The sequence below is a fragment of the Aeromonas sp. FDAARGOS 1407 genome (genome assembly GCF_019048725.1).
GTDB classification, from domain to species: domain Bacteria; phylum Pseudomonadota; class Gammaproteobacteria; order Enterobacterales; family Aeromonadaceae; genus Aeromonas; species Aeromonas enteropelogenes.
The window spans coordinates 4073364-4088557 of the sequence record NZ_CP077399.1 but is presented as its reverse complement, the minus strand read 5'-3'; the positions used below and the strand labels follow the sequence as shown (position 1 = coordinate 4088557).

Here is a 15194-nt window from a genome sequence, read left to right as displayed (position 1 = left end):
GCCACTGGCTGGGCGTTTTTTATACATGGCCGGATGGCAACTTTCCGGTGGGTATTCGAGTGATTATTCCGGTTTGTCCAATGAGTTATCCCCAGCTTCTGGGGATAACTCAAAAAGCGAAGTAATAACAGAAGCGGCGAGTCAGATTGAAGAACTGGCGCTGCCCCTCATCCAGATCCTCCTGTCTGATACAGCCCGTGATGGTGCGCTCGTCTTCCCGCAGATCGATCATGGTGACGGCTTCCGGGCGCTGGGCCTTGATATAGGGGAGCAACTTGGGTTTGAGGGGCATGGTGGGCTCGGTGGAGAGCACCAGCCCTATGCTGTCGTCAGACATTTTGACCAGAGAACCCGGTGGATACACCCCCAGGACCTTGATCAGCAATTTGACCAGATTCTGGTCAAATTTTTTCTGGGACAGCTTGTAGAGCTGGCTGATGGCCTGGCTCGGGGCAGCGGCACTGGCGCTGCTGCGGGGGTGAAGCAGCTCGTCATAATAGTCCACCAGCCCGATGAGACGGGCCAGCGGTGGTATATCCCCTCCCTTGAGCCCCAGTGGATATCCGCTGCCATCGAGTCGCTCGTGATGCAGATGAGCCACCTGGCGGATCTTGGGTTCGAAGGCGTTGAGCTGGGTCAGCATGTCCAGCCCGTATTGGGGATGCATGTTGAGAAAGTTCTGCTCGGCCTTGTTCAATTCTCCCCGCTTCAAGGTGATCTGGGTCGGTACCTTCAGCTCGCCGATGTCGTGGATAAGTCCTGCCAGCCCCGCCTCTTCCAGTGCGACCGGGTTCATCCCCAGCTCGCGTCCCATCAGCATGGCGATGAAGGCGACGTTGAGGCTGTGCTGCAACAGAACATCGGTATGGGGGCTGCGGATCAGATGCAGGCCGAGGGGGCCTTCGTGTTCGCTCAGACGGGCGGCGGTATTGCGCACCAGCTGGGCGGCGTTGGCCAAGCCTTCGTCGGGTTTGAGGTTGAGGGCACCCAGGGCGTCGCGAAGCTCCGACATCGACTGGCCAAAGGCCTTGTCGGCGGCGCGCATGGAACGGCGAAAGGCTTTCTCATCGAAGGGGGGAGGGCCGGAATCTGTCGGCTCTTCTGTGGCATCCAGCTCGTCAAGATCGGGGCCAGCATCCGGTACATCCCCGCGCAGCAAGGGTTCGACGGGGAGATCGCTCTTGTCCGGGTCAACCATCAGAAGGTGGAGATCGAGGTGGCGAATGATGTCGAGTTGCTGCTGGTCTTTGATCTTGAAGGTATTAAACATAAAAGGGTGGTTGGTCCATCCGGTTGGCAGATGGATGAAGTGGCCTACCTTCAACTGTTCTATCGAAACCTGGATCAGTGCCATTGGAATGCCTGCATTTCTTGAATGCCTCTCAAACAAGCTAGCAAAATCCGATGGATAGACAACTAAAAATCCGTTTAGCACCCTTGGAGAAGGGCCAGGTTGTGACCTCTTTCTCTCTTAATTCACTCTTAAGTTTCGCCGATTAGTCTGACGCCATGGTTTTAGTCAGTTAATCCGGGTCAATCATAGGCTGACCCGTTCGCTAGGAGTTGTTAATGCGTATTGCGCTCGGTGTGCTGAAGGCGAATTTGCTGCTGGTACTGTTTTTTGCGCTGGTGCTGAACTGGCCGATCTTTTTGCATTTCTACAAGGTGCTCAGCGGTCTGGAGCATGTCAAAACCGGATTCGTACTCTCCATTCCCCTGGTGTTGGTAGCGGCGCTCAATGCCGTCTTTATTCCTTTTACCTTCCGCTTTGTCCTCAAACCCTTCTTTACCCTGCTGATCCTGACCGGCTCCATCGTCAGCTACGCCATGCTCAAATATGGCGTTGTCTTCGATGCCGGCATGATGCAAAACATAGTGGAGACCAACAGTAGGGAAGCCACCTCCTATCTGAACGGGTCGGTCGCTCTCTGGTTCTTGCTGACCGGCATACTGCCGACCCTGGGGCTCTGGTCGCTGAAGATCCGCTATCCCGCCACCTGGTACAAGGGACTGGCGCTGCGCGCCGGTTCGCTGGCGCTCTCCCTGCTGGTGGTGGGCAGCATAGCCGCCCTCTATTACCAGGATTACGCCTCGGTCGGGCGCAACAACAAGTCCCTTGGCAAGGAGATAGTGCCCGCCAACTATGTTAACGGGCTCTACAAATATGCCCGTGATGTGGTCTTCGCGACTCCGATCCCCTACCAGCAGATCGGCACCGATGCCAAGCTGATCGCCAAGGATGCCAAGCCGACGTTGATGTTCCTGGTCGTGGGGGAGACGGCGCGCAGCCAGAATTACTCCCTCAACGGTTATGCCAAGGCGACCAACAGCTTTACCGCGAAAGAGGCGGGGATAGTGTCGTTTCGGGATGTGCGTTCATGCGGCACGGCGACAGCTGTCTCGGTGCCCTGCATGTTCTCCAACCTGACCCGCCGCGGCTACGATGATCAGCTGGCCGGCTCCCGTGATGGGTTGCTGGATGTGCTGCAACATGCCGGTGTCTCCGTGCTCTGGAAAGAGAATGACGGGGGCTGCAAAGGGGTGTGCCGCAATGTGCCGACCATAGAAATAGCCCCCAGGGATTATCCGGCCCTTTGCAAAGGTGGCTCCTGCTATGACGAGGTGCTGCTGGAAGGATTGGATCAGCAGATCGCCGCCATGAAGGGCAACAAGCTGGTGGCGTTTCACCTGATGGGCAGCCATGGACCCACTTATTTCCGTCGCTATCCCGCCAGCGAGCGTACCTTCGTGCCGGACTGCCCGCGCAGCGACATCGAAAACTGCACCAATGAAGAGCTGGTGAACACCTATGACAACACCATCCGTTACACCGACAAGGTGGTGGCCCGGCTCATCGACAAGCTGAAATCTTTGGAGAGTCAGTACAACGTAGGGCTGGTCTACCTCTCGGATCATGGCGAATCCCTCGGTGCCATGGGCCTCTATCTGCACGGTACGCCCTACAAGTTCGCGCCGGATGATCAGACCCGGGTACCGCTGCTGACCTGGTTCTCTCCTCAGTTGCAGACGGATCGTCAGCTGAATATGGATTGTCTGCAGCAGGAGGCGGGCAGCAAGCGCTTCTCCCACGACAACCTGTTCCACTCCATGCTGGGGATCATGGATGTGCAAACCAAGGTCTACAACGGAGCGCTGGACCTGTTCAAGCCGTGCCGGGCGGGGTAGGAGCCTAACTCCAGGCAAACAAGCAAAACAAAACGGCAGCCCGAGGGCTGCCGTTTGTCATTATGGGCCTTGCGTCGCAAAGGCTACTTCTGCTCCATGATGATCTGCAGCAGATCCCCTTCCAGCAGGGCACGTTTAACCAGGGCAAAGCCGCCGATGGTGGGTTGGTTCTGGAAGCGCGCCTTCACGATGGGCAGGCCACGGTGGAAGCTTGGCAGCGACTGGTGTTCGACACAGCGGCGGATGGCCGGGAACAGGATCTCTTCGGCGGCGGTGATTTCGCCGGCGATCAGCACCTTCTGCGGGTTGAACAGGTTGACCGTGATGGCCACCGCCCGCCCCAGATGCTCCCCCACGTTCTCGATCACGCTGTGAGCCAGTTCATCCCCCGCTTGCGCAGCCTTGCACACCTCCTGGATGGTGATGTGTTTTTCTTGCAGCGAGCTCTGGTGGCCGCGGCTGATGAGCTCCTTCACCTTGTCGACGATGGCCTCGTTGGAGGCGATGGTCTCGAGGCAGCCGAAGTTGCCGCAGTGGCAGCGCTTGCCGAGCGGTTCGACCTGGATGTGGCCGATCTCGCCCACGTTGCGATTCTGGCCTAAGAACACCTGCCCCTTGGTGATGATCCCCGACCCCGTCCCCTGGTGCACGCTCACCAGGATTGAGTCCATGCAGTCGCGGGACTCGCCGAAGAAGTGTTCGGCCAGCGCCAGCGAGCGGGTGTCGTTGCCCACGTAGCAGGGAAGGTTGAAATGATTCTCCAGGAGCTTCGCCAACGGCAGGTTGCGGATCTGGTACTTGGGGGTGTAGATGACCATGCCGGATTCGGGGTTGACCAGACCCGGCATGGTCAGCGCGATGCTGATGAGATTGCGGCTGCGTTCGCTGTTGGCATCGATAAAGGCGCCAATCTCCCGCAGCAACATGTCGACCACGGGTTGCTGGTCGATCTCGGCCACCTGGGTAATGTGCTGGTCGAGCTCCTTGCCATCGAGATCATAGAGACTCAGGTGCAGGTAGCCACGGCCCAGCTTGGCAGAGACAAATTGAAAGCGATGCTTGATGGTGGTCAGGGAGATGGCACGCCGTCCGCCGGTGGAGGCTTGCGGCGAGGTCTCCTTGATCAGGCCATGCTCGATCAGTTGCCGGGTGATCTTGGTCACGCTGGCCGGGGCCAGGTGACTCAGTTCGGCAATTTTGACCCGGGAGATGGGCCCTTGCAGGTCGATGAGCCGATACACGGCCGCACTGTTGACCTGCTTGATAAGATCTACGTTTGCTATTTGTCCGCCAGTCATGATGTCACTGTTGTGTGTAGTGTCCGTTAACCACGGTCCCGCGGACCGTGAAGTCCTGATCGAATACAGTGAGGTTGGCAATCTTGCCGACCTGGATACTACCGAGACGTGAGTCCCATCCAATGGCGCGTGCCGGGTAGAGGCTGGCCATTCTCAGTGCTTCATCAAGCGGTAATCCGACCTGTTTGACCAGATTCTCCACCCCTTCAATCATGGTGAGGGAAGAGCCGCCGAGTGTACCATTCTCGTCAATGCACTGACCATCGCGTAAAAACACGGTCGTGCCACAAAAATCAAATTTCTCAAAGCCTTCCGGCGCACCTGCCGCCGCGGTGGCATCGGTGACCAGCACCAGGCGCTCGCCGAGGATCTTGTGGGCCAGGCGCACGTTGGCGTAGTGCACGTGGTGACCGTCGACGATGACGCCGGTGTAGACATCCTTGCGATCGTAGATGGCACCGACCACGCCAGGCTCGCGGCCGTTCAGGGTCGGGGTCATGGCGTTGTAGAGGTGGGTGGCAAAGCGGATGCCATTGTCAAAGCCCGCCATCGCCTGATCGTAACTGGCGGCGGTGTGGCCGGCGGAGACCAGGATGCCGGCTTCCACCAGACGGCGGATATGGGCCGGATCGTTGCGCTCGGGGGCCAGGGTGATCTTGGCGATGGCATCGGCGTTGGCACAGAAGAAGTCGATCATCTCGTCCGCCGGCTGGCGGATCTGGGCAGCAGGGTGGATCCCCTTGCGCTTGAGATTGGTGTAAGGGCCTTCCAGATGTACCCCCAGCACCTCGTTGGGGTGCGCCGCCATGTAGTCGCGGGTGACGGCGACGGCCTGCTTCATGTCTGCATCCGGACTGGTGATCAGGGTCGGCAGGAAGCTGGTTGTACCGGATTTGAGGTTGGCCGCCTGCATGGTGGCCAGGGTCTCCACCTTGATGTCGGTGTTGAACATCACGCCGCCACAGCCGTTGAGCTGGACGTCGATGAAACCGGCGGTCAGGTTGGCGCCTTCAAGATCGAATCGCTCGATCCCCTCGGGCAACTCATCCAGATGGGAGATGGCGACAATCTTGTCGCCCTCGATGACGACCCCGTAACCGGTCAGCACACAGCTGCCGGTGTAGAGGGTGCAGTTGGTCAATGCGTACATGTTCACTCCTTACAGACGGCCGATATTGGCGGCTTCCAGCTGCTGGAAGTAACGCACCGTCTTGACCTTGAGCTCCATGGTGGAGGGCTCGTCACATACCATCATGCCTTTCGGGTGCAGTTGCAGGGTGGAGATGGTCCACATGTGGTTGACGCTGCCTTCCACGGCGGCCTGCAGGGCCAGCGCCTTGCTGTGGCCAGTCACCAGGATCATGATCTCTTCGGCATCCATCAGGGTACCGACACCCACGGTCAGCGCCAGCTTGGGCACTTGCTCGGTGTCGCCGCCGAAGAAGCGGGAGTTGGCGATACGGGTGTCTTCGGTCAGGGTCTTGACCCGGGTGCGGGAGGAGAGGGAGGAGGCCGGCTCGTTGAACGCGATGTGGCCGTCATTGCCCACACCGCCCATGAACAGGTGGATCTTGCCGTAGGACTTGATCTTGTCCTCGTAACGCTTGCACTCGGCGACCAGATCCTCGGCGTTGCCGTTGAGGATGTTGATGTTTTCCGGGCGAATGTCCACGTGGTTGAAGAAGTTGTTGTACATGAAGCTGTGGTAGCTCTCCGGATGATCTTCCGGCAGGCCCACGTACTCGTCCATGTTGAAGGTGACCACGTGCTCGAAGCTCACTTCGCCGGCCTTGTGCAGTTCGATCAGGCGCTTGTAGGTGTTGAGCGGGGTGCCGCCGGTGGGCAGACCGAGCACGAAGGGACGATCAGCGGTCGGCTTGAACGCATTGATACGGTCAACGATATAACGGGCTGACCAGAGGCCGACTTGGCTGGCAGATTTCAACGGGATCAGACGCATGTTGGATTCCTCGGTGTCGGTTTGCGACCGCTTGGACGGTGGCAATGGGCTAAGATGGATTCAAGTTGTTTTATAGCGTAAATAAAGATTGCGAACTAAGCCACATCTATCCGCTACCTTTATCTTGTTTGGGTGATAATGATCACGATTATCGGTTTATTAATTTGCGCAGCGAAATAAAACCCCTAGACTGCCAATCAAGCCTTGATGGCTTATGCGTCAAACGTGATAAGCACTTAATTTCTAGAAATACATTAACTAAGGAGAGGAACCGTGAACATTCTCGGTTATTTACAAAAGATCGGCCGTGCCCTGATGGTGCCGGTAGCGGTGTTGCCTGCCGCTGCGATCCTGATGGGGGTTGGCTACTGGATTGACCCGAATGGTTGGGGTGGTGACAGCGCGCTGGCTGCCTTCCTGATCAAGGCGGGCGCCGCCATTATCGACAACATGTCCGTGCTGTTTGCGGTCGGTGTCGCCTATGGTATGTCCAAAGATAAAGACGGTTCTGCCGCACTGGCCGGTCTGGTCGGTTTCCTGGTAGTGACCACTCTGCTGAGCCCGGGCGCGGTTGCCCAGATCAAGAGCATCCCGCTGGAAGAAGTTCCGGCCGCGTTTGGCAAGATCAACAACCAGTTCGTGGGTATCCTGTGTGGTGTCATCGCCGCTGAGCTCTATAACCGCTTCAGCAGCGTCGAGCTGCACAAGGCACTCTCCTTCTTCTCCGGCCGTCGTCTGGTACCGATCGTGACCTCAGTGGTGATGATCATCGTATCCTTCATCCTGATGGCCGTATGGCCTGCCATCTATGGCGGTCTGGTCGGTTTCGGTGAGTCCATCGTGAGCTTGGGCTCCACTGGTGCCGGTATCTACGCCTTCTTCAACCGTCTGCTGATCCCGATCGGTCTGCACCACGCCCTGAACTCCGTGTTCTGGTTCAACGTGGCCGGTATCAACGACATCCCGAACTTCCTGGGTGGTCAGGCTACCATCGATGCCGCTCTGGCCGCTGGCAAGAGCCTGGATCAGGTGAAAGGCGTGGTCGGTATGTACCAGGCTGGCTTCTTCCCCATCATGATGTTCGGTCTGCCGGGTGCCGCGCTGGCCATCTACCACTCCGCCAAGAAAGAGAACAAAGAGAAAGTTGCGTCCATCATGATCGCCGCCGCTTTCGCCTCCTTCTTCACTGGTGTAACCGAGCCGCTCGAGTTCTCCTTCATGTTCGTGGCGCCGGTGCTGTATGTCATCCACGCCGTGCTGACCGGTATCTCCGTGTTCATCGCCGCCTCCATGCACTGGATGGCCGGTTTCGGCTTCAGTGCCGGTCTGGTGGATATGGTGCTCTCCAGCCGCAACCCGCTGGCAACCAACTGGTACATGCTGATTGCTCAGGGTCTGGTGTTCTTCGGTCTGTACTACGTGGTCTTCCGCGCCGTCATCGCCAAGCTGAATCTGAAGACCCCGGGTCGTGAAGAGGAAGAGGAGAGCGCTCCGGCGGTTGCTCAGACTACTGACCGTACCGAACTGGCCAAGCAGTACCTGGAAGTGCTGGGTGGTCATGACAACCTGGTCACCATCGATGCCTGCATCACCCGTCTGCGTCTGACCCTGAAAGATCGCAGCATCGTGGATGAGCGCAAGCTCAAAGCCTTGGGCGCGGCCGGTGTGGTCAAGCTCGGTGAGCAGAACCTGCAGGTGATTCTGGGCCCATTGGCCGAAATCATCGCCGGTGAAATGAAGGCCCTGCGTTAATCGGGCGCCAAGCTCGCCTCAAGTCTAAGTCCATTGTTGACATAACTAAGGGCCCCGCTTAGGGGCCCAATATAAAAAAAGCCAAGAAATTCCAACCTTTACTTCAAATGAGAGCAGCAGTTATGAACTTGAAACATTCTCTGTTAGCCATTGCCATGTCTACCGTTTTTGCCACCCAGGTACAGGCAGCCGATGCCGCCAAGCAAGCCGTGGTCGATTCCCTCGCCAATAACCTGGTGGTCAAGTATGAAGTGGTCACCAACGACGGTGCCGGTGCCGGTCTCGATTGTCAGGCGCTGGGCTCCGAGTGGGCGAGCTGTGGCGTTGCCAAGCTGCACCTGACCAACACCGGTGCCGATGTGACCTCCAAGGACTGGAGTCTGTATGTCTCCTCCATCCGCCGCATCCAGCGGGTGGACAACGACCAGTTCACCATTACCCACCTCACTGGCGACCTCTATCGTTTGACGCCGACCGAGAAGTTCCAGGGGTTTGCCAAGGATGCGACCGTGGAAGTGCCGCTGGTCGTGGAGTACTGGGTATTGTTCGAATCTGACATCATGCCGAACTGGTATGTGGCCAGCGAAGGGGCCGAGCCGAAAGTGCTGGCCAGCATGAGCAACATCAATGATGCCACCACCTACGAGAAGCCGATGCCGGCCGATGGCTGGAAGCGCACCAAGGATGACAACAACATCCTGATGAACAGCGAGACCCGTTTTGCTGCCAACCAGACCAGCACTCTGCTGCCGGCGGGCAAGATCGACAACCAGATCCTGCCGACCCCGATGAAGCAGGTAGTGAAAGCCGGTCCGCAGGTCGACTTCTCCACCATCAAGCTCAACGCCCTGGATCTGCCGACCGATCGCGCCGAGACCCTGAAGGCTCAACTGACCAAGCTGGGTGTTACCCTCTCCGACACCGGCTATCCAGTGACCATCAAACTTGGCAGCAAGGTCAAGCAGGCCGAAGGCTACGACATGACTATCGGCCAGAAGGGTACAGTCATCCAGGGCCATGACATTGCGGGTGCCTTCTGGGGCGCGCAATCCCTGGTCTCCCTGCTGGGCGTCGATGACAAGCTGGTCTCCCCGATGAGTGTCGAGGATGCGCCGCGCTTCGAATACCGTGGCATGCAGACCGACGTGGCCCGTCACTTCCGCAGCCTGGATACCATGAAGAAGCTGGTTGACCAGATGTCCGCCACCAAGCTCAACGTACTGCACCTGGGTCTGACCAACGATGAAGGCTGGCGTATCGAGATCCCGGGCCTGCCGGAGTTGACCGATGTCGGCAGCAAGCGTTGCCACGATCTCTCCGAGACCCAGTGCCTGCTGCCGCAGCTCGGCTCCGGCCCCACCAGCGACAACATGGGTACCGGTTTCTACAGCAAGGCTGACTACGTCGAGCTGGTGCGTTATGCCAAGGCTCGCGGCGTGACCGTTATCCCCGAGATCAACATGCCGGCCCACGCCCGTGCCGCCGTGGTCTCCATGGAAGCGCGCTACAAGCGTCTGATGGCAGAAGGCAAAGAGGCCGAAGCTAACCAGTTCCGTCTGACTGACCCGGCGGATACCTCCAACGTCACCTCGGTGCAGTTCTACGACAAGATGTCCTTTATCAACCCCTGCCAGCCGGGTGCCGCCACCTTCGTGGCCAAGGTGATGGATGAAGTGGCCAAGATGCACGAGGCCGCCGGCCAGCCGCTGACCGCCTGGCACTACGGTGGTGACGAAGCGAAGAACATCATGCTGGGTGGTGGTTATCAAGACCCGAACGTCACCAAACCGGAAGAGCTGGTGGGTTGGCGCGGCAACACCGACTGGAGCAAGCAGGACAAGCCGTTCGGCAAGTCCCCCATGTGCCAGAAGATGATCGAGGATGGCAAGATCAAGGACGTGGCCGAGCTGCCTGTCTACTTCGCCAAGGAAGTGAGCGAGATGGTCAAGGGCCACGGCTTCTCCACCTTGCAGGCGTGGGAAGATGGTCTGAAGTACGCCAAGGATGCCAGCGTGTTCGCCACCGACAAGACCCGTGTCAACTTCTGGGAGACCCTCTACTGGGGTGGCTTCAACGAAGCGATGAAGTGGGCTCACAACGGTTATGACGTGGTGCTCTCCAACCCGGATTACCTCTACTTCGACTTCCCGAACGAGGTGCACCCGGCCGAGCGTGGCTACTACTGGGCAACCCGTTTCAACGACACCCGCAAGGTGTTCGCCTTCGCCCCGGAAAACCTGCCGCAGAACGCCGAGACCTCGGTTGACCGCGACGGCAACGCCTTCGTGGCCAAGGGTGACCAGGAGCCGGTCAAGTTCAAGGGGATCTCCGGTCAGCAGTGGAGCGAAACCGTGCGCACCGACGCCCAGTATGAATACATGGTTTACCCCCGTGTTTTCTCCGTGGCCGAGCGTGCCTGGCACAAGGGTGGCTTCGAGCTGGATTACGTGAAAGGCCGCGAGTTCTCCGGTGAGACCAAGCACGTCAACAAGGCCACTCTGAACAAAGAGTGGAACCAGTTTGCCAACCTGCTGGGTCAGCGCGTACTGCCCAAGCTCGACCAGGCCGGTGTCGAATACCGCCTCTCCGTACCGGGCGCCAAGGTAGTGAACGGTGTGCTGGAAGCGAACGTGGATCTGCCGGGCCTGCCCATCCAGTACAGCCTGGATGGCACCACCTGGACTGCCTACGACGCTGCGGCCAAGCCGAGCGTGACTGGCAAGGTCTACCTGCGCACCGTCAGCTTCGATGGCAAGCGTACCAGCCGTGTGACCGAGCTGAACTGATAGCGCTCAATCCATAACGCAAGGTGGGTCGCAAGACCCGCCTTTCCCAAGACCGGTGGTCATCGGTCTTGGGAAAGGTTGACTATGCGTGTGAGCCTTTGTTGTGTGTATTGTCTGTTTTTCATCACCTTCTGCCCCGCCTCGTGCGGGGCTTTTTTTGTGCTTTTTGCTGGAGTTCTTCCCCTGGGCGCTATTTTTGGCGCGTCAATGGCATGGAACGGCCAAATTCAGGTTGAGGCAGGGCGCGTAATGAGGGATCATATCCGGCTTGACGGCGGGGGGATGAGGGTGCCAGCCGGCACAACTTCCGCCAGTGACGCTTTTTTGAGGTGAGCCATGAGTCAGGCGAACAGCCCAACTAACTTTATCCGTCAGATCATTGATGAGGATCTGGCCAGTGGTAAGCACGACCGCGTGCATACCCGTTTTCCGCCCGAGCCGAACGGTTATCTTCACATCGGCCACGCCAAGTCCATCTGCCTGAACTTTGGTATCGCCCGTGACTACCAGGGCCAGTGCAACCTGCGTTTCGATGATACCAACCCGGTCAAAGAAGACATCGAGTATGTCGAGTCCATCAAGCAGGACGTGCAGTGGCTGGGCTTCCAGTGGAATGGCGAGATCTGCTACTCCTCCGACTATTTCGACAAGCTGCACGGCTACGCCGTTGAGCTTATCGAAAAAGGGCTGGCCTATGTGGACGAGCTGACCCCCGAGCAGATGCGCGAATACCGCGGCACTCTGACCGCCCCGGGCAAGAACAGCCCGTTCCGCGATCGCTCCGTGGAAGAGAACCTGGCGCTGTTCGAGAAGATGAAGAATGGCGAGTTTGCCGAAGGCACCGCCTGCCTGCGCGCCAAGATCGACATGGCCTCTCCTTTCATGGTGATGCGTGACCCCGTCATCTATCGCATCAAGTTTGCCCACCACCACCAGACCGGTGACAAGTGGTGCATCTATCCGATGTATGACTTCACTCACTGCATCTCGGACGCCCTGGAGGGGATCACCCACTCCATCTGTACCCTGGAGTTCCAGGACAACCGTCGTCTCTATGACTGGGTGCTGGACAACATCACCATCGACTGCCACCCGCGCCAGTACGAGTTCTCCCGTCTGAACCTCGAATACACCGTTATGTCCAAGCGCAAGCTGAACCTGCTGGTGACCGAGAAGCACGTGGATGGTTGGGACGATCCGCGCATGCTGACCGTCTCCGGTCTGCGTCGCCGTGGCTATACCCCGGCCTCCATTCGCGAGTTCTGCAAGCGCATCGGTGTGACCAAGCAGGACAACATCGTCGAGATGAGCATGTTGGAAGCCTGCATCCGAGAAGATCTCAACGAGAATGCCCCGCGCGCCATGGCCGTGCTGAATCCGGTGAAGGTCGTCATCGAGAACCTGGCGGCCGACGAAGTGCTGACCGCGCCGGCTCACCCGAGCAAGGCCGAGATGGGTACCCGCGAGCTGAATTTCACCCGCGAGATCTTCATCGACGAGGCTGACTTCAAAGAGGAAGCCAACAAGCAGTTCAAGCGTCTGGTGCTGGGCAAGGAAGTGCGTCTGCGCAACGCCTATGTCATCAAGGCTGAACGGGTCGAGAAGGATGCGGACGGCAAGGTCACCTGCATCTACTGCAGCTACGACGCCGACACCCTGGGCAAGGATCCGGCCGATGGCCGCAAGGTGAAAGGGGTGATCCACTGGGTCAGCGCTACTCACTCCCTGCCTGCCGAAGTGCGTCTCTATGACCGCCTGTTCAAGGTGCCAAATCCGGGTGCCGAAGAGGACTTCGAAGCCGCACTCAACCCGGACTCCCTAGTGATCGTCCAGGGGGCCCGCGTCGAGGCTTCTCTCAAGAACGCCCAGCCGGAGCAGGCTTACCAGTTTGAGCGCGAAGGCTACTTCTGCGCCGACAACAAGCTCTCCAGCCCGGAGCACCTGGTGTTCAACCGCACCGTGGCCCTGCGTGACTCCTGGGGCAAGGTAGAAGGCTAAGCGAGCAGGGCAGGGGAAACCCTGCCCTCTGTTTGGCAATCAGCGTTGCCCAGGACAATAAAAAAGCCAGCATCAGCTGGCTTTTTTATTGTCCGTCATTCAGTGTGTCTGGCGGCTCAGTCGTCGTGCTTGCACTCGCCTGCGGCGCAGTGGCCATAGAGATAGAGGCTGTGGTTGGTGAGACGAATGTTGTGCTTCTTGGCGATGTCGCGCTGGCGCTCTTCGATCACCTCGTCGGAAAACTCGATCACCTTGCCGCAGTCGAGGCAGACCAGATGGTCGTGGTGCTCCTGGGTAGCCAGCTCGAACACCGACTTGCCCCCCTCGAAGTGGTGGCGGGTGACGATGCCGGCATCATCAAACTGGTTGAGAACACGGTAGACGGTGGCAAGACCGATCTCTTCGCCAAGATCGATAAGTCGCTTATAGAGATCTTCGGCGCTGGTGTGTTGGCAGTCCGGTTGTTGCAGGATTTCCAGAATTTTGACTCGGGGCAAGGTGATCTTGAGCCCGGCCTTTTTTAACGCTTGGTTGTTGTCTGCCATATTCTACTTATTCGCATTCTCGAAGGTGGGTTTATTCTGAGGGACTGCCGCGGGAATGGCAACCTTGAACTCGCTTGGCCTGTCATTATAGGGCGGCATCCCCAAAAATAAACCCGCTAATTCAAAGGGTTTAGCCAAGGATCCCACTCTGTATCGAAAAAATCTATCGTGAGGTTCGGCTTGTCGACAGCCAGTATGTTGATAAAATGTAACTTCTGTATATCTGGTCGGATGAGATTCATGGATTGGCTTTTTGACAAGGCAGCGCGAGTGCGCCGCGCCCTCAATGCCTGGCCCCCCTTCTGGGGCGCCGGCATCAAGATAGAGACCCTGAGCGATGACTTTCGTTATTGCAGGGTGACCCTCAAGTCCCGCTGGTGGAACAAGAACGCCAACCGCACCCAGTTCGGTGGCAGCATGTTTGCCATGACGGACCCCATCTATCCACTGATGCTGATGGGACACTTCAAGAATCGTTACTACGTGTGGGACAAGGCGGGCAGCATCAATTACATCAAGCCCGGCAAGGGTAAGCTGGTGGCCGAGTTCACCCTGACCGAGGGCAAGCTGGCATCGATCGTGGCGGCAACGGCTGCGGGGGACAAGCACTTCCCCGAGTTTGAAGTGACGGTGCAGGACAGCCGGGGCGAGCTGGTCGCTCAGGTCAAGCGCACCCTCTACGTGCGGGCACGGCCGGAACACAGAAATGGTGCAGAATGACGCTTGTACAAAAACAACAAGGGCCCCGACGGGGCCCTTGTTGTGTTCAGAGAAGATGCAGGGGCGGGATCACTCCAGCTCGGCCAGACACATCTCTTCATGCAGCTGTTTGCACCAGCCCTTGACGCGCTCGGCAGTCAGCTCCGGTTGGCGATCCTCGTCGATGCCCAGACCGACGAAGTGCTTGTCGTCCACCAGTGCCTTGGAGGCTTCAAACTCGTAACCGGCAGTCGGCCAGTGGCCGATGATGATGGCGCCTTTGGCTTCGACGATGTCGCGCAGGGTGCCCATGGCGTCGAGGAAATATTCGGCATAGTCTTCCTGATCGCCGCATCCGAAGATGGCGACCAGCTTGTTGTTGAAGTCGATTTCGCCCAAGTCAGGGAAGAAGTCATCCCAGTCGGCCTGGGCTTCACCGTAGTACCAAGTCGGGATACCGAACATCAGCAGATCGAAGTTCTCGATGTCGGCCTTGCTGCTCTTGGCGATGTCACGGACTTCAATCAGTTGCTTGCCCAGTTCTTTCTGGATCATCTTGGCGACAGCTTCGGTATTACCGGTATCGCTGCCGAAAAACAGACCTACACTTGCCATAGTGTTTAGTTACCCGTGTTTGGTGTTAATGCTTAACGCTCAGACTGCAATGTCCACCGGATAGGCGGACTCAATCTGTTGTTTCAGGATAGATTGGATCAGCTCGGCTCGGCTGATGTTCTGTTGTAACGCAAGTTGGTTCAGGCGCTCCAGCAACTCGGCCTCCACCTTTAACTCTACCCGCTTCAGCCCATTTTCCCGATCGCGTTTAAGCTGGTTACGCTTGTTGATCTTGAGCTGGGTCTCGCGGGGGAGTGGGTTGGTCTTTGGCCTGCCGGGGCGCTTCTCATTTGCGAACAGATCCAGTGTTGTTCGATCAGTTTGCTGTTTGGCCATACATCACAGACGAAAAAAA

At 58.1% G+C, this 15194-nt stretch carries 12 protein-coding genes; 5 read left to right on the top strand and 7 right to left on the bottom strand.

The features are described from left to right. Positions 1-109: 109 nt before the first annotated feature. The gene (locus tag I6L37_RS19090) at positions 110-1354 is read right to left on the bottom strand and encodes an HD-GYP domain-containing protein (RefSeq protein WP_201977025.1); all 1245 of its coding nucleotides are present in this window, start codon (positions 1352-1354) and stop codon (positions 110-112) included. 215 nt (positions 1355-1569) lie between these two features. Between I6L37_RS19090 and I6L37_RS19085 the strand changes: the two genes are divergently transcribed. Beyond that, positions 1570-3186 (top strand): phosphoethanolamine transferase, encoded by a 1617-nt coding sequence (locus I6L37_RS19085; RefSeq protein ID WP_216992681.1) that lies wholly within the window; start codon positions 1570-1572, stop codon positions 3184-3186. A gap of 83 nt (positions 3187-3269) precedes the next feature. Here the strand turns inward: I6L37_RS19085 and I6L37_RS19080 are convergent, their stop codons facing one another. Genes I6L37_RS19080 through nagB form a run of 3 tightly spaced genes read right to left on the bottom strand, consistent with a single transcriptional unit; the run spans position 3270 to position 6444 of the window. After that, entirely contained in the window at positions 3270-4484 is a 1215-nt protein-coding gene (locus I6L37_RS19080) for an ROK family protein (RefSeq protein WP_042025596.1), read from the bottom strand. 4 nt (positions 4485-4488) lie between these two features. Continuing rightward, entirely contained in the window at positions 4489-5634 is a 1146-nt protein-coding gene (gene nagA, locus I6L37_RS19075; RefSeq protein WP_216992680.1) for an N-acetylglucosamine-6-phosphate deacetylase, read from the bottom strand. A gap of 9 nt (positions 5635-5643) precedes the next feature. Beyond that, on the bottom strand, positions 5644-6444 hold the full coding sequence (gene nagB, locus I6L37_RS19070) for a glucosamine-6-phosphate deaminase (RefSeq protein WP_026457909.1): 801 nt from the start codon (positions 6442-6444) through the stop codon (positions 5644-5646). Positions 6445-6717: 273 nt separating this feature from the next. Here nagB and nagE point away from each other — a divergent pair, with 273 nt between their 5' ends. The 3 genes from nagE to glnS all read left to right on the top strand — a co-directional run bounded on the left by nagE (position 6718) and on the right by glnS (position 12980). Next, positions 6718-8196, top strand: coding sequence for an N-acetylglucosamine-specific PTS transporter subunit IIBC (gene nagE, locus I6L37_RS19065; RefSeq protein ID WP_042025599.1), 1479 nt, complete (start codon positions 6718-6720; stop codon positions 8194-8196). A 122-nt stretch (positions 8197-8318) separates the two neighbouring features. After that, positions 8319-10982, top strand: coding sequence for a beta-N-acetylhexosaminidase (locus I6L37_RS19060; protein WP_216992679.1), 2664 nt, complete (start codon positions 8319-8321; stop codon positions 10980-10982). A 336-nt stretch (positions 10983-11318) separates the two neighbouring features. Then, positions 11319-12980 (top strand): glutamine--tRNA ligase, encoded by a 1662-nt coding sequence (gene glnS / locus I6L37_RS19055; protein ID WP_026457718.1) that lies wholly within the window; start codon positions 11319-11321, stop codon positions 12978-12980. Between the two features lie 116 nt (positions 12981-13096). On the opposite strand, the gene fur is transcribed toward glnS, so the two are convergent. Further along, positions 13097-13525 (bottom strand): ferric iron uptake transcriptional regulator, encoded by a 429-nt coding sequence (fur, locus tag I6L37_RS19050; protein ID WP_026457520.1) that lies wholly within the window; start codon positions 13523-13525, stop codon positions 13097-13099. 240 nt (positions 13526-13765) lie between these two features. Between fur and I6L37_RS19045 the strand changes: the two genes are divergently transcribed. Then, positions 13766-14245, top strand: coding sequence for a DUF4442 domain-containing protein (locus I6L37_RS19045; protein WP_026457521.1), 480 nt, complete (start codon positions 13766-13768; stop codon positions 14243-14245). Between the two features lie 69 nt (positions 14246-14314). Here the strand turns inward: I6L37_RS19045 and fldA are convergent, their stop codons facing one another. Next, positions 14315-14839: a flavodoxin FldA gene (gene fldA, locus I6L37_RS19040; protein ID WP_026457522.1), complete on the bottom strand. Its 525-nt coding sequence runs from the start codon at positions 14837-14839 to the stop codon at positions 14315-14317. 39 nt (positions 14840-14878) lie between these two features. Continuing rightward, positions 14879-15175, bottom strand: coding sequence for a LexA regulated protein (gene ybfE / locus I6L37_RS19035; protein WP_026457523.1), 297 nt, complete (start codon positions 15173-15175; stop codon positions 14879-14881). Between the last annotated feature and the right edge of the window lie 19 nt (positions 15176-15194).

Coding starts and splice junctions, on each gene's coding strand:
- I6L37_RS19085 (WP_216992681.1), top strand. CDS start 1,570: ATGCGTATTGCGCTCGGTGTGCTGAAGGCGAATTTGCTGCTGGTACTG.
- glnS (WP_026457718.1), top strand. CDS start 11,319: ATGAGTCAGGCGAACAGCCCAACTAACTTTATCCGTCAGATCATTGAT.
- I6L37_RS19045 (WP_026457521.1), top strand. CDS start 13,766: ATGGATTGGCTTTTTGACAAGGCAGCGCGAGTGCGCCGCGCCCTCAAT.
- nagB (WP_026457909.1), bottom strand. CDS start 6,444: ATGCGTCTGATCCCGTTGAAATCTGCCAGCCAAGTCGGCCTCTGGTCA.
- ybfE (WP_026457523.1), bottom strand. CDS start 15,175: ATGGCCAAACAGCAAACTGATCGAACAACACTGGATCTGTTCGCAAAT.
- I6L37_RS19080 (WP_042025596.1), bottom strand. CDS start 4,484: ATGACTGGCGGACAAATAGCAAACGTAGATCTTATCAAGCAGGTCAAC.
- nagA (WP_216992680.1), bottom strand. CDS start 5,634: ATGTACGCATTGACCAACTGCACCCTCTACACCGGCAGCTGTGTGCTG.
- fldA (WP_026457522.1), bottom strand. CDS start 14,839: ATGGCAAGTGTAGGTCTGTTTTTCGGCAGCGATACCGGTAATACCGAA.
- I6L37_RS19060 (WP_216992679.1), top strand. CDS start 8,319: ATGAACTTGAAACATTCTCTGTTAGCCATTGCCATGTCTACCGTTTTT.
- I6L37_RS19090 (WP_201977025.1), bottom strand. CDS start 1,354: ATGGCACTGATCCAGGTTTCGATAGAACAGTTGAAGGTAGGCCACTTC.
- fur (WP_026457520.1), bottom strand. CDS start 13,525: ATGGCAGACAACAACCAAGCGTTAAAAAAGGCCGGGCTCAAGATCACC.